The following is a 15,302-nucleotide window of genomic DNA, read 5'->3' as shown; positions in this document are numbered from 1 at the left end:
TTAAAGTCACTTTAATTCGAAACTCTAAAAACTTCGTTCGTTTTAGCAATAGCTTTTTCATTCTTTTCATCGATCCAATCTTGACCTTTTAATTTTCGCATCAATACATCATAGTAGCGCATGATGAAAATATTATAAGATGCCTTTGCTAAATTTTTTGGATTACGAGCTATTGCTCGCAAACTCATAGAAAAACCAGGGGTGTTGTATTTCATGTAATGCCAATATCCTTCGGGCATGTATAAAACTTCACCATGAGAAAGTGTTGATTTATATCCGCTTGCATTTTTTAATGCCGGCCATTCCTTATAATCAGGATTTGAAAAATCTATGCTTTCATGTGTAATTAATGAATGCGGAACTTTATATAGATGTTTTGTTTCGGATTGCGGAAAAAGCACAACTTCCTTTTCACCATCAAAATGAAAATGAAATATATTGGCCAAATCAATATCGTAGTGCATAAAGGTATACGAATCTTTACCTCCAAAAAATAACATAGGTAACCCCTTCAACAATCGTAATCCAAAATCAGGAAAAGTATAATCTTTTTGAAGTTTTGGAACTTCCTTTAAAATATTCCAAAGAAATATTCTGTATTTAGTTGGTTCAGCTTTTAATAAATCAACATAATCTGCCATCTTCATTGTAGCATGAGGTTCATTGAAACCATCTTTATGTTGTACCGGTCTATTATCATATAAAGGTACTGTAATGTCACCCGCAACATCTTTCATGTACGATAGGTTCCACTTTCTAAAAGCAGGCCAATCCTCAATTGCCCTCTCGATAACGACAGGCTTTTGAGGCTTAAAATAATTCTCGATAAAGTCTTCCTTGGTAATATGACTTACCCTAGGGATTTCTGATAAATTCAATTACTACTGGTTTTTTTGGGAAGCCAAAGGTAATTAACGAATAGAAATTATATTCTTAAAAATGTATTAATATAGAACTAGTTAACTTTTGCTTTCTGTTTTGCAGTTTCATTTCGCTCTATTGAATGCCCAGGTCGAGACCATTTAGGCTTCTCCCCTAATGTTTGTAATTTAGAATCTTCTGCCTCTACTGTCTTAGGTTGGGAAACTTTAGTAAACGGTTTTTGAGGATTTAGCCCTAGTAATTTGAACATTTCCATATCAGCATTTACATCTGGGTTTGGCGTAGTCAACAATTTATCGCCCGCAAATATAGAATTTGCACCTGCAAAGAAACACATGGCCTGCCCTTCTCTACTCATTTCTGTACGCCCAGCAGATAATCTCACTTGGGTTTCTGGCATTACAATTCTTGTAGTTGCAACCATTCTAATCATCTCCCAAATTGAAATTGGCTCAATATCTTCCATAGGAGTACCCTCTACGGCAACAAGTGCATTAATTGGCACAGATTCTGGTTGCGGATTCAATGAAGTCAACGCCACTAACATACCGGCTCTATCTTCTAATTCTTCCCCCATACCAATAATACCACCACTACAAACAGTAACATTACTTTTACGAACATTTTCAATAGTATCTAAACGATCTTCAAAAGCACGAGTAGAAATAACATCTTTATAATAATCTTCTGAAGTATCTAAGTTATGATTGTAAGCATACAAGCCTGCTTCTGCCAAACGTTTTGCCTGATTCTCGGTAATCATACCCAACGTACAACAAACCTCCATGTCAAGCTTGTTAATGGTACGTACCATTTCTAACACTTGATCAAATTCAGGACCATCTTTTACATTTCGCCATGCAGCCCCCATACAAACTCGAGAACTACCAGAAGCCTTAGCTCTTAGCGCTTGAGCTTTTACTTGAGAAACAGCCATAAGATCATTCCCTTCAATATCTGTGTGATAACGAGCAGCTTGAGGACAATACCCACAATCTTCCGGACATCCGCCTGTTTTAATTGAAAGTAATGTAGAAACCTGTACTGTATTTGGGTCATGATTTTTCCTGTGTACAGTTGCAGCTTCATAAAGTAGCTCCATTAAAGGCTTGTTATATATTTCTAGGATTTCTTCTTTTGACCAATTATGTCTTGCTTCGCTCATATAATCTTAGGTTGTTACCAAGGTTCAAAAATAACGGAATTTAAATTGAAAAAATAATTGGAGGTTTTAAAATAATAACCTCATCATCAAATCAAACTTTATTTAAATCAGATTATTCATTCTTACTTACTAAAATACTCACAGCATTACCACCAAAACCAACAGCATTTACCAGTATTTTTTTAAGTTTTCTATTCGTAGTTTTTGACTCCACAAAAGGCACTGAGATCATCCTATTATGTTGTAACATTAAAACTGCCAACTCTAGATTTAGCATCCCCGAGGTTGCGAAAGTGTGACCAATTTTCCATTTGTTAGTAGTCAATTGAGGCATGTAATCCCCAAAAACTTCTTTAATAGCATTGAATTCTGACGAATCTCCTTTAATGGTACCTGGCGCATGCATTACAATTGCATCGACCTCAGCAAAATCTATTTCACCTAAAGCCATTTTCATAGACTTTTGAAAACATACAGCATTAGCAGATATAGATGTGTTATGTTTTAATATTTCAGTCGCATAGCCTACTCCATCTATAATAGCCAACGCATTCTTTACTACTCCTGTTTCTAAACAGGCGACTGAAGCAGCTTCGCCTAAAATCATAGAATTGTATTCTTTCTTCAGGTTTAATGCTTGGCAAGGGTAACTTCGGCTTCGTTCAGTTACCGTTGCGATATTGACTACCGAAGCAGAATTCGACTTGGGCGCTTTTGCATAAATTTTCAATGCCTTCATTTGGGCAATAGTGAAATTGGTCAGCGGCGCTTCACTAGCACCAACCAAAAACTTAGTTGCCATTCCGCTATTTAGCCAAGCTACTCCGTTCAATACAGAATGCAAACCCGTTGAACAGGTGATGGAATGTGATATTTCTGGTCCAACAGCTCCTAAATCATGAGATACCCATGAAGAAATGTTGCCCAATGTTGTTGTAGGCGAACTTAAGGTAGATGTAATGCCCGTTTCCAAATATTCCGCATGATACTGTTCAAATAATTTTGTAGCCCCTCTAGAGGACCCTAAATTGATTCCGAACTCTGAAGTGTTTTCCCAACCAGATTGCTGTACTGCCAATCTAGACGCCTCCATTGCGAATAGCACACTATCATCTAACTTTTTATATTTAGTATCAGAATTTCTAAGTTCATCGACTTTTGTTCTTGCAGCCGGTGACAATGGTGCAACCCAAGAGGTATTTCCATTTTCTTTTACTAAAGAAAAGTAATGGTCATTATTTTGATATGCCGCCCAAGTTTCTTCTATTGTACTTCCCAGGGGAGATAAGGAGGCAATGGCCGATATGGATATTTTTTCTTTCAATTTCTATTCTAAAATGTATCTAATGCTTCAGTAATGGCGTCATAAATTTTCTGAAGTTGTGCATTTGTAATTACATATGGTGGCAATACATAAATTGTATTTCCTAATGGTCTTAATAGCACACCTCTTTGTAAAAAGAAGTTATAAAGTTCATCACGTAAATTACCATAACGTTCCATTTTAATCTGAAGGTCTATGGCTAATATTACGCCCATTACCCTTACTTGTTCTACTTTAATATGACTTTCAATTTTCGATGCAAATGCGGTGTGAGCCTTTTCAATATAAGTTCTTCTTTTTAAGACATCGGGAGAATTTAACAGCTCAATACCCGCTATTGCCGCTACACAACCTATAGGATGTGCACTAAAAGTATGCGCATGAAAAAAACCTTTATGTACCTCATCACTTAAAAACCGATTATAGACTTCTTGAGAACAACTAGTAATACTTAATGGGAACATACCCGCAGTAAGTGCTTTACTTAAACACATAATATCTGGCTTGTTCACTAAATTATCTGAAGCAAAATCTTTACCAGTTTTACCAAAACCAGTCATTATTTCATCTGCTATACATAACACCTTGTTCTCATGACATAGTCCGATTAATTCATCTAAACCTGTAGCGGAATGAAATTTCATGCCTGCCGCACCTTGTACTAATGGTTCAAAAACAAAAGCAGCACAACTATTCTCTTTTAGTATTTGAGCCAGCATCTTTTTTACTTCACCTATATTATCAACTTGGGGAGTAGGTATACGAACGACTTTCAATAAAAAATCTTCAAACGGACCATTGTAGGATGAGAGTCCAGATGCACTCATTGCCCCAAATGTATCGCCATGAAAACCATCTTCAAAAGCAATTAGGGTATCTCTTTTTTCTCCATTATTATGAAAATATTGAAGTGCCATTTTTATCGCTGCCTCAATTGCCGTAGAACCATTATCGTTGAAGAATAATTTCGCCTGATTTTGAGGTAAAATCTCCATTAACTTTTCTGAAAGTTCAATTGCCGGCTCATGAGTTAACCCGCTGAACATCACAAAATCTAACTTCTGCATCTGTTTGGTCATTGCCGAAATAATATATTGGTTACCATGCCCATACATTACCGTATACCATGATGCTATTCCATCAATATATTCGTTTCCTTCCTCATCAAATAACAAAGCATCTTTAGCCTTTACAATGGGTAATTGCGGCTTGTTTAATTTATGCTGCGTTAAGGGGTGCCATAAATGTTTTTTATCGCGAGTAGATAGATTTTCCACTTTCATAGAATTTATAATTCTTCATTTTATCTATCTTGCAAAGATCGGGAAATAAACCGCAACTAAGAGATGCCCTTAAAAAGAAAGCTAAAAGCATTTTTAAATTTTTCCCAAATGAAAAATACATCCGTATTTCTCATTTTCTCTTTTATCACCTTTTTTATTCGTTTCCCCTTTTTCTTTAGGGATTATGTAGATCGCGACGAAAGTACTTTTATACTTTTAGGTCAATCTTGGGCTAACGGCTTTTTACCTTATACACAGTTATGGGATTTAAAACCACCATTAACATTTGCTTTCTTTGCTTCAATAATATCTGTATTCGGTAAAAGCTTTATAGCTATACGTTTTACAGGTGTGCTTCTAGTAATTATAACTGCTTATTTTACATATAAAATAGCACTTACGACCATACCTAAAAGGGCTTCTGTTATAATTGGCATATGCTGTATTTTTCTATTAAGCCTTTTTGGAAGCCTACAAGGTGTTATGTCTGAGCATATTTGCATTGCCTTTTTTGTTCCTGCACTTTACATTTTGTTTACTAAGAAATCTACCATTTATATATTCTTAGCTGGTCTATTAATGGGTGCCACAGTTATGGTGAAATTGAACATGGCATTCCCTATTCTATTCATTGGTATATTCTTGCTTTATGAATCCTTTTTCTCTAAGAAAAACATTAACCTAATTCATGTATTATTATTTGGAATTGGTGTTGTAACAGTAATTTTAGCGACTATACTTCCCTACTATTTAAGCGACCAAACACTTGTATGGTGGAGATCAGTAATTTTAGCGCCCTTAGAATACACCGAAGCCAGAAGATACTCCATTTTTAAGTTAGCACCCATTTTTATAATTACCGGTCTATTCTTGATATATGCATTTAAAACCAAATATCTAAATTTTAAAAATAGAACCGTACAACTACTTCTAGTTGCCATTTCAGGTGTTCTGTTCTCTTTTGTTAAAGGCGGAAGAATTAATGGTCATTACTTAATTCAACTACACCCAATGTTACTTATTTTGGTTGGGACCGTCATCTATAACTTAATATTACAATACAAGCCAAAACTACCTGCATACTTAGTTTTTATAGTCTTTTTGATACCTGCTGAGAGTTATTTAGAGTATGCTAATGTCATAAATAATAAATACAAGAAAGGAACTTTTTTTAATGGCGAAGGTTTTTCTGCACCGCAATTTATTTTAGAAAATAAATTAGAAACCAAGAACATTCTATTTTTTGAATATCACATTGGTTATTGGAATTTAGATACGCTACCGCCTACAACCGCCTCTACACACCCTAGTAATATTTGTAGAGACGAACTATTTTCGTTTTTTAACAATCCAAGAAAAAACTCCATTGAAGAGCTTCAGTTTATAATGGAAGAATTGCAACCTAAAACAGTTGTAATACGAAAGAACAGGCGAATTTTAGATAAAAAGGAGATTGAGGAAAATGAATATATAGATGCCTATTTAGCCCAACATTATAAATTGCTCGCTACCGTAGATAATGCCGAAATATTACAGCGTTTAGAGTGATTTTAATATCCCCTCAAACCTATCTGCATATTTTTTAATCACCTCTTTTGTAAACTCTTTTTCTTCATCTAATCTACCAATTAAAGAGACACCTGTTTTATGAAGAATAATATTTTCTGTATGTGGATTGACCTCTCCACTAAATATTACCGAAACATCATATCCTTTATGCAACAACCATTTAATTGTTAAAAGCGAATGATTTATACTACCCAAATAATTTCTTGATACAACAACAACTTTATAATCTGGCATGATAATATCAAACATGGTATCTTCATCATTTAACGGCACTAAAATACCGCCAGAACCCTCTATTATTAGGTGGTTTTCTGTTTCCGGTTCATTAATATGAAACCTATCTATTCTTATACCATCTATTTCTGCCGCTGCATGCGGACTCATTGCAGATTTTAATTCATAACTACATGGGTGAAATTTAGATTTATTGTTAGAGATAAGGCGTTTCACTTTATCCATATCCGTATTATCTAAATCTCCAGCTTGTACAGGTTTCCAATAATCTGCTTGTAGTGCTTCAGTAAATATAGCCGATGCAATTGTTTTACCTACTTCTGTTGAAATTCCTGTTATAAATATTTTCTGCATGTAATTTTACTTTGAGTTTGTGATTATACCACAATTTAAACACTTATATTTTCTTTTTTCGAAAAAAGGAAAAAGTTTATAAAATATTCCATTGCTGTTATAAAATGGCTCTGATCGTTGTGCTTTACAATTGGGACATACAATTGTATTTCCATCGTTATCAACTGCGTAAGCTCTAATTTCATCATATATAGCTATTGCCCTTTCTTTATCTTTTGAGTAAACCTGTAATTTTACACCCCCAATTGCATTACTAATTAACGGATCTGAATTTAAAGTATTTTCATCTCTAAGAAATACAGGAATACCTTCAGATTCTAATTTACCCCTAACAATTTGTACGTCGGCAACATATTCAAAAGAAGCCAGTTGATAGAATTTTTCTTCCATGTTTACTTATATAAAACCAGCTAACAATTTCACCAACAAACCAATTTCTTCTTTAGAATTAAAACTATGTAAACAAATTCTAAGTCGTTCTTGCCCTTCAGGTACGGTAGGTGATAGAATCGCCTTTACATTGAAACCTTTATCAATTAATTTTTTAGATACCTGTTTAACTTTTTTAGAACCTGCTACTATACAACCCTGTATTGGAGTATCACTAGGGATAAAAGACCCATCTATTTTATGTACTTTAAGCTGATTTTTAAAAAACTCTATATGCTCTTTCAATGTTGCTTTTGACTCTTTGCCCAGCTCATTAATATATTCATGTGCCGTTATAATTGTTGCTAAGGTATGAGGAGTTAGAGCCGTGGTATAAATAAAAGGCTTAGCGAAATTAACTAGATAATTTTTTAAATCTTCAGAACCAAGTATTGCTGCACCGTGGCAACCAAATGCTTTACCAAAAGTAACTGTTCTAGCAAAAACATCATTTTCAAGTCCCAATTCTGCAATTAACCCTTCTCCATTCTTTCCTAAAACACCAACGGCATGGGCTTCATCGACTATTAAATTATAACCATTAGACTTGGAGAATTTCGCCAATGCTTTTAAATCTGGAGAATCACCGTCCATTGAAAAAACGCTCTCCGTTACTATATAAACTGCGAAGTCTTCATTCTCATTTCTTGCAGCGTTTAAGTTGATTCTCTCTTCTAAGCTTGATAAATTATTATGCAAAAAACTATAAGCTTTTGCATTGCTCATACGAATTCCCTCTCGTATACTAGCATGTACAAATTCATCATAAAAAACTAAATCTCCTCTTTGCGGCAATGCACTAAAAAGACCCATATTAGCATCATAACCAGAATTAAAAACCAATGCCGCGTTAGATTTATAAAATGCAGCTAGCAATGGCTCTAATTTTTGATATAATTTATGATTGCCCGATAAAAGTCTAGATCCACCAGAACCATTTGATGCAATACTCTCGGTCAATAACAGCTGAAAGGTTTTAGAAAACAAGGTTTCATTCGTCGCAAAACCTAAATAATCATTAGAAAGAAAATCTATGAGACCATCAAGCGAATTTAACGACCGAAAAGTATCCTCCTTTTTACGATTTTCTAAAACATTAAGTAATTTTTTGGGCAGTTGGTTCATTTCACAAAAATAGCTTTTCTCTGAAATGATTGTAGCCTAATTAACGAATTCCTGAAATTTTTACAATGTGAATCACCATATTACTGAAAGTCTTTCAATCTTTCCACAAAACCAGTGCGAAAATCGTTTTATAAATCTGACTAGTAATGATTTACAAAATCAAAAAAACCACACATTAACGAAAAAATTTTATCCAAAATGATAGAAAGATAAACTAATGGCATATTTTTGCGTCTTTTTTTAAAGAAATTTCCTACTTTAATATTAAAGTAATGGAATAAGTGAATGTCTTTTGACAACGATTAAATGAAAGGGAGCAACATTTTTGATAATAATAGATTAGATGCATTGTTGTCATTTGACGTAATGGATACGCATCCAGAGGCTATCTATGACGAAATTACATCACTTGCCGCGGCTATTTGCAACACCCCGTCTAGTTTAATATCACTAGTAGATGATAAAAGGCAATTCTTTAAATCTCACCACGGGTTAGATATTAATGGTACATCATTAGAAGACTCTTTCTGCAAGAACGTAATTAGTGATGATGTAGATTTACTCATTGTAGAAGACACACACAAAGACAATAGATTTAATGATTATAATCTTGTTAAAAACGACCCCAATGTAGGGTTTTATGCCGGTGCATCATTAACTACAGAAAATGGATATCGTCTTGGTACGTTATGTGTATTAGATTACCAATCAAGAAAACTCGATAGCACTCAAATTGACGGACTTCAAACTCTTGCAAAACAAGTTGTTCAATTATTAGAATTAAGAAGGTCTAAAAAGAAAGAGAAAGACCAAAAATTAGATTTAGAAAGAAAAGGACAACTTCTAGACAATATCGTTTCTGCAACGGGAATAGGTATATGGGAACGTAATCTTAACGAGGATTCTATAATACTAAACAAGCAAGCTTTTGACATTTTTGGCTTAAACAAAGACTCTGTTAATCAATTTAGTACAGACATTTGGTTTAGCCTGATACATCAAGATGATTTACCAGAGGTTAAGAATAAAATGCTGGCATGCTTAAGCTACCCTTCTGTTGGTTGTAGCGTTCAATACCGATTCTTACAAGAAGATGGTACGTATAAATGGGTTCATGAAAAAGGTAAAGTTTTAAAATGGAGCGATACTAAGAAACCATTGGCAATGTATGGTACCATTCAAGATATCACAGATAAAAAAAATTATACTGCCGAGCTTCAAAGGGTTAAAAACAACCAAGAGGCCATGATCAATAGCACTAAAGATCTAATGTGGTCAATTGACTTAGATTTTAACTTGATTACCGCAAACACTGCATTTCACGAACTTGTAAAGAAAATTCAAGGTAAACCATTTGAAGAAGGAAGTCCAGTATTTTCTGCATTTGTACCACAAGGTGTAACTGAAAAATGGAAATCATATTATAATAAAGCCCTTAAATCGGGGAGTTTTTCGGTAAAACAAAAAGTTCAAGATCCAGATAATTTTTGGACAACTTACGGACTTACTTCTTTTGACCTAATGTATAATATAGAAGGGGAAACAATTGGTATCGCCTGTTTTTCAAAAGACATTACTTCAGAAGTATTATCTCAGCAAGTATTGATTAGTGCTAAAACGGAGATGCAAAAAATAATGGATACTTCTTTAGATATTATATGTACTATTGATGAAGAAGGTTATTTCTTGAGTATTAACAAAGCTGTTAAAGAAATATGGGGATACACACCCAAAGACATTATTGGCACAAATTATTTAGAATTAGTATACAAAGAAGACCATATCTTAACAGAACAATCAGCTGCCTCGGTATTGACTGGAGAAAAAGTAGTCAATTTTGAAAATAGATATGTACATCAAAATGGTCATATAGTACCTATGCTTTGGTCTTCTAACTGGGATGAAAAAGACCGTGTATATTATTGTATTGCTAGAGATAACACTGAAAATAAAAAAGCTGAACTTCAATTGGAGAACAGTGAACGCCGCTTTAAAACACTTGTACAGGAAAGTAGTGATATTATTTCCATTTCTGACCTTGAAGGTAATTTTAAATATGTAAGTCCTAGTTCGAAAAATGTAATTCAAATTAGTTCCGAGGAATTAATAGGCAAAAATGCTTTTGACTATGTTCACCCCGACGATACTGAACAGGTATTAAAGTCTTTTAGTTTAATATCTGAACAAAAATCGGTTCAAATAGCACCCTTTAGATTTAAAAATAAATTAGGCGAATGGCGATGGTTTGTTGCAAATGTTTCGAACCAACTTAATGCACCAACAATAGAAGGTGTCATTGTTACAGCTAGAGATATACATGAAACACTACAAGCCAAAGAGCAGTTAATACAAAGTGAGCGACGCTTCAAAACTTTAGTACAAGAAGGTAGTGACATGATTTGTCTATTGGATGAAAAAGCTGACTTCACCTATGCAAGTCCCACTTCTACAAAAGTACTGAACATTACACCCGAACAATTTGTAGGTACCAACTCTTTCGATTACATTCATCCAGAAGATTATGAATTTGTTTATAATGAATTCATTAAAATTTTAAAAACACCACAAGTATATATAAAACCGTTTAGGTTTAAGCACGGTGACGGACATTGGGTATGGCTAGAAACCATTATCACTAATAAGATTGACGAGCCTGCTTTAAAAGGTATTGTTGCCAATTCTAAAAACGTTACCACCAGGGTTCAACATTTAAAAGCTATTGAAGAACAGAATGCCCAGCTTAAGAAAATTGCATGGACACAATCTCATATCGTTAGAGCCCCTGTTGCTAGATTAATGGGGTTGATTGATTTGTTGAAAGATGATAAGGAAAAGTTAAAACTTGAAGAAAAAGAACGTATTCTTAATTATATATTTACCTCTGCAAATGAAATTGACAATATTATAAAGGATATAGTTGAAAATACAATAAATGCAATTGACCTAGACGAAATTACATGAATTACCAAATACTATTAATTGAGGATGATCCTATATTCACATTTTTACTGGAAAAGGGAATTGATCATGCAGAACTGGAAGGCGAAGTACTAAGGTTTTTAAATGGTAAACCTGCTATTGATTATTTAACTAAAGAATATTCAGATAAAAACAACTACATCATATTTCTTGACCTTAATATGCCAGTCATGAATGGTTGGGAATTTATGGAGCAATTAGAAGTTTTAGCCAAAACAGATAATTGTATGGTGTTTGTTCTAACGTCTTCTTCATATCGTGATGATATTGAAAAATTAAAGAAAAAACCACTAGTAGCAGAGTTTGTAACAAAACCTATTACCGAGTATCACCTAAAAGGAATTAAAGAAACCATTCTAAATAAATTTGAAAAAAACTAGATTAACCAAGCCCTATTTTTTTCCAACTTCTAACGTTTTAATTATTAAAAATTTAATGTAGATACATACTTGAAACAGCTTCATTATCTTAGCTAAAAATCATCGTATGCGCTATTTTATTCTTTTTATCATTTTTGGTTTTCAGTCAATTCAAATAATTGCACAAACCAATTCATATTCTATTTCTTTTGAAAATGCCGTTCATCATGAAGCTAATGTCTCTGCTACCTTTCCAGATATAGCATCAGATACTTTAACACTTAGAATGAGTAGAACATCGCCTGGTAGGTATGCTCTACATGAATTCGCCAAAAATGTCTACAACTTTAAAGCAAAGGATAATAAAGGAAACTCACTTCAAGTTTCTAGAACAAACCCATATGAATGGAAAGTTTCGGGCCATGATGGTACCATTGTAATTTCATATACACTTTTTGCCAATAGAGGCGATGGTACCTATTCGCAAATAGATGAGTCTCATGCACATTTAAATATACCGGCAACATTTATGTATGCCCCTATATTAAATGAAAGAAAAATTGAAGTAGATTTTAAAACAAGAGACGATTTAAATTGGAAAATAGCTACACAATTACCACACGTAAAAGACAACATCTATAGTGCTCAAAATCTCTACTATTTTATGGATAGCCCTACAGAGTTAAGCAATCATAAGACCAGAGAGTTTAATGTGGATGGACAAAAAATAAAACTAGCATTACACGACCCAGGTACCGAAGAAGAGGCTGATACTTATTTTGAAAAAATTAAAAAAGTCGTACTTGAAGAAAAAGAAGTTTTTGGAGTATTACCTTCATTTGATTATGGTTCATACACCTTTTTAGCATGCTATGTTCCAAATGCATCTGGAGACGGTATGGAGCATAGAAACTCTACAATTTTAACCAGCACAAGAACTTTGGCAAATGGAGGTTTGGAAGGTAATATAGGTACCGTATCCCATGAATTTTTTCATAGCTGGAATGTAGAACGCATTAGACCAAAATCTTTAGAACCTTTTAATTTTGAAAAAGCAAACATGAGTGGAGAACTCTGGTTTGCAGAAGGCTTTACAAGCTACTACACCAATCTTATTCTTTGTAGAGCAGGACTAATTACTCCTGAAAAATATGTTGAAGGGTTAACCGGCACCTTTAACTATGTATGGAATTCACCTGCCAGGCAATTTTTTAACCCTATTGAAATGAGTTACCAAGCTCCTTTCGTTGATGCATCAACCTCTGTAGACCCTGTAAACAGGGAGAATACATTTATCTCTTACTATTCGTATGGTAGCGTTCTTGGTTTAGCTCTTGACCTTTCTTTAAGGGAAAAAGACTTGAATTTAGATGATTTCATGAAACTAGTCTGGAATACCTACGGAAAAACTGAAAATTCGTATACTATTGAAAACTTAAATGAAACCTTGAACATTTATGCCGGTGACATTTTCGGTAATAACTGGTTCAACAGTTATATTCACAAAAGCGATATGCCGCCGTATAACGAACTATTAAAAACTGTAGGTGTTAGTTTATCTCAAAACAAGGAAGCCGCATATTTCGGTGCCGCTGTTTCTATAACAGATGATTTATATGGCAAAATTAAAAGCAATACTAAAATTGGGAGTCCCGCTTATATTGCCGGATTAGATAAAGATGATATCATCACATCAATAAACAATAAACCTTTCCCTAACGGAATTCAATTTAATACGTTTATCAAAGATGAATTCAAACCAAAAGATACCCTTTCAATAACATTTTTAAGAGAAGGTATAGATAGAAAAACAGAAGTCACTTTAACCTCTGACCCAAACTATGCAATCAACTTAATTGAGAAAAATGACAAAATTCCTTCAAAAAAAGTATTAAAAGCCCGCCAAGCTTGGTTAAAAGTTGAATAAATGAGTCTAATTTATACTAAAGCCACAACTACTGAAGAATTAATACAAATTCTCTCTTTACAAGAAATGAATTTAAAATCGTCTGTTTCCGATTTAGAAATGGAACAAGAGGGTTTCGTTACCGTTCACCATACTTTAGATGTTCTGACAAGAATGAATAATGCCTGTCCACATATCATTGCCAAAGATGGCGATAAAGTGGTAGGCTACGCATTATCGATGACCGATGATTTTAAAGATGAGATTTCAATTCTAAGACCAATGTTTACAGAACTAGAAAATGTAAACATTAAAAATTTTATTACCATGGGGCAAATATGTGTTGCCAAAAGCCATAGAAAGTTGGGTATTTTTCGCGGACTTTATAATGCTATGAAAATTGCCTCTTACCCTAAATATGACGTTATCATCACAGAAGTTGATGCTACTAATACTCGTTCTTTAGGAGCTCATTACGCCGTAGGGTTCAAAAAAATATGTACATATAATAGTTTAGGTCAAGATTGGGAATTGATCTCTTTGAAAACATTTTAAAATATAATTATTGTTTATCGATAATTTTTTATATTTTTGTTATCGTTAAACAATAATTATATTACCATGAGAATATTTGGTCCAAAATCTCTTTCAGCCTTCTTCTATTATATTTTTAGAAGTGCCTCAATTGTACTCTTGGCTTTTCTAGCTTACATGGAATTTGCTTTTATTACCGATAGATTTACGGTCAAAAACGGTAGATTTGATATGAAAATTCCTTTGATAGGAAGTTCTATAGAAGCTGATTATCAGTTTAGCGACATTCTAACCATTACCCTTACTTTAATTTTTGGAATTCTACTTCTCTATTTACTTTCTAACATATTCAAAGCCCTTAAAAAAACAGTTATATTTAATAAAGGTATTATCAAAAATTTAAAACTCTTAACCATCCTAAATTTAATTGTTGGTCCTATTCTATACTTTCTTATTCATTACCCTATAATGCATAAGACGGAATTTAGAAATGTTCACAACCTTATATTATTGGTCATCTTTGGAATGATTTCTTTGTTTATTACCTACGTTTTTCAAAAAGGATATACCGTACAATCTGAAAACGACCTAACTATATAACTATGAGCATAGTCGTAAATCTAGACCATGTATTATCAGAAAGGAACTTAAAAAGCAAAGAGTTAGCAGAAATGATCGGCATTACAGAAGCTAATCTTTCCATACTTAAATCAGGAAAAGCCAAAGCTATACGCTTCTCTACTTTAGAAGCCATTTGTAAGGCATTAGATTGTCAACCAGCTGATATTTTAGCTTACAAAAAAGAATAAAAAAAAGGCTATACATTACAGTATAGCCTTCTTATATTTATAATATATTGAGTTAATCTGCTAACACAATAACCTTATTATTCTTCAACTCAATAGTACCGCTAGAAATTTGTAATACTGTATTACCTTCTGCATCTTTAGTAAACTTAGATGCATACTCTTTTTCTAAAGATATATTACCTGAAATCTTGACTTTACCCTCTTGTAATAATGATACAATTGGCGCGTGATCCTTCAACATTTGAAACTCTCCATTAATACCAGGCACCGTTACCGAAGTAACTTCTCCTGCAAATAATGTAGCTTCTGGTGATACAATTTCTAAATACATATTTTTTTCAGTATTCAGT

15 protein-coding genes are annotated in these 15,302 nt (G+C 33.5%); 7 read left to right on the top strand and 8 right to left on the bottom strand.

The genetic code is table 11. From position 1 onward, the window contains the following. Positions 1-11: 11 nt before the first annotated feature. The 4 genes from P178_RS0108425 to bioA all read right to left on the bottom strand — a co-directional run bounded on the left by P178_RS0108425 (position 12) and on the right by bioA (position 4,648). Entirely contained in the window at positions 12-878 is an 867-nt protein-coding gene (locus P178_RS0108425) for a cupin-like domain-containing protein (RefSeq protein ID WP_027065809.1), read from the bottom strand. A gap of 77 nt (positions 879-955) precedes the next feature. Further along, a complete protein-coding gene (gene bioB / locus P178_RS0108420; RefSeq protein ID WP_027065808.1) occupies positions 956-2,047 on the bottom strand; it encodes a biotin synthase BioB in 1,092 nt (363 codons plus the stop codon). 112 nt (positions 2,048-2,159) lie between these two features. Next, positions 2,160-3,371, bottom strand: a complete 1,212-nt coding sequence (locus P178_RS0108415) for a beta-ketoacyl synthase N-terminal-like domain-containing protein (RefSeq protein ID WP_027065807.1) — start codon at positions 3,369-3,371, stop codon at positions 2,160-2,162. Positions 3,372-3,379: 8 nt separating this feature from the next. Then, positions 3,380-4,648, bottom strand: a complete 1,269-nt coding sequence (gene bioA / locus P178_RS0108410) for an adenosylmethionine--8-amino-7-oxononanoate transaminase (protein ID WP_410477201.1) — start codon at positions 4,646-4,648, stop codon at positions 3,380-3,382. Positions 4,649-4,762: 114 nt separating this feature from the next. Between bioA and P178_RS0108405 the strand changes: the two genes are divergently transcribed. Next, positions 4,763-6,202, top strand: a complete 1,440-nt coding sequence (locus tag P178_RS0108405) for an ArnT family glycosyltransferase (RefSeq protein ID WP_231500520.1) — start codon at positions 4,763-4,765, stop codon at positions 6,200-6,202. Here P178_RS0108405 and bioD read toward each other — a convergent pair. From bioD to P178_RS0108390, 3 genes are read right to left on the bottom strand one after another with little or no spacing between them, the layout of a single operon-like run. Beyond that, a complete protein-coding gene (gene bioD, locus P178_RS0108400; protein ID WP_027065804.1) occupies positions 6,194-6,811 on the bottom strand; it encodes a dethiobiotin synthase in 618 nt (205 codons plus the stop codon). The genes P178_RS0108405 and bioD overlap by 9 nt on opposite strands. A gap of 6 nt (positions 6,812-6,817) precedes the next feature. Then, positions 6,818-7,201, bottom strand: coding sequence for a DUF2007 domain-containing protein (locus tag P178_RS0108395; protein WP_027065803.1), 384 nt, complete (start codon positions 7,199-7,201; stop codon positions 6,818-6,820). A gap of 6 nt (positions 7,202-7,207) precedes the next feature. Beyond that, complete coding sequence (locus P178_RS0108390) at positions 7,208-8,365, bottom strand: aminotransferase class I/II-fold pyridoxal phosphate-dependent enzyme (RefSeq protein ID WP_027065802.1); 1,158 nt, start codon at positions 8,363-8,365, stop codon at positions 7,208-7,210. A gap of 306 nt (positions 8,366-8,671) precedes the next feature. Here P178_RS0108390 and P178_RS22600 point away from each other — a divergent pair, with 306 nt between their 5' ends. The 6 genes from P178_RS22600 to P178_RS0108360 all read left to right on the top strand — a co-directional run bounded on the left by P178_RS22600 (position 8,672) and on the right by P178_RS0108360 (position 14,952). Further along, positions 8,672-11,326 carry a PAS domain S-box protein gene (locus P178_RS22600; RefSeq protein WP_051638211.1) on the top strand — a complete coding sequence of 885 codons (2,655 nt, stop codon included), beginning with the start codon at positions 8,672-8,674 and terminating at the stop codon, positions 11,324-11,326. Further along, positions 11,323-11,724 carry a response regulator gene (locus P178_RS0108380; RefSeq protein ID WP_027065801.1) on the top strand — a complete coding sequence of 134 codons (402 nt, stop codon included), beginning with the start codon at positions 11,323-11,325 and terminating at the stop codon, positions 11,722-11,724. The genes P178_RS22600 and P178_RS0108380 overlap by 4 nt, the downstream gene beginning before the upstream one ends. A 106-nt stretch (positions 11,725-11,830) precedes the next feature. Then, positions 11,831-13,630, top strand: coding sequence for a M61 family metallopeptidase (locus P178_RS0108375; RefSeq protein WP_027065800.1), 1,800 nt, complete (start codon positions 11,831-11,833; stop codon positions 13,628-13,630). Further along, positions 13,631-14,164 (top strand): GNAT family N-acetyltransferase, encoded by a 534-nt coding sequence (locus P178_RS0108370; protein WP_027065799.1) that lies wholly within the window; start codon positions 13,631-13,633, stop codon positions 14,162-14,164. 66 nt (positions 14,165-14,230) lie between these two features. Continuing rightward, entirely contained in the window at positions 14,231-14,743 is a 513-nt protein-coding gene (locus P178_RS0108365; RefSeq protein WP_027065798.1) for a DUF2975 domain-containing protein, read from the top strand. A 2-nt stretch (positions 14,744-14,745) separates the two neighbouring features. Next, positions 14,746-14,952, top strand: a complete 207-nt coding sequence (locus P178_RS0108360) for a helix-turn-helix domain-containing protein (protein ID WP_027065797.1) — start codon at positions 14,746-14,748, stop codon at positions 14,950-14,952. Between the two features lie 52 nt (positions 14,953-15,004). On the opposite strand, the gene P178_RS0108355 is transcribed toward P178_RS0108360, so the two are convergent. Then, positions 15,005-15,283, bottom strand: coding sequence for a F0F1 ATP synthase subunit epsilon (locus P178_RS0108355; protein WP_027065796.1), 279 nt, complete (start codon positions 15,281-15,283; stop codon positions 15,005-15,007). Positions 15,284-15,302 lie beyond the last annotated feature (19 nt).

This window comes from Maribacter sp. Hel_I_7 (genome assembly GCF_000688315.1).
Taxonomy (GTDB): Bacteria; Bacteroidota; Bacteroidia; order Flavobacteriales; family Flavobacteriaceae; genus Maribacter; species Maribacter stanieri.
The sequence above is the reverse complement of the archived record's forward strand: the minus strand, read 5'-3'. Positions and strand labels throughout refer to the sequence as shown.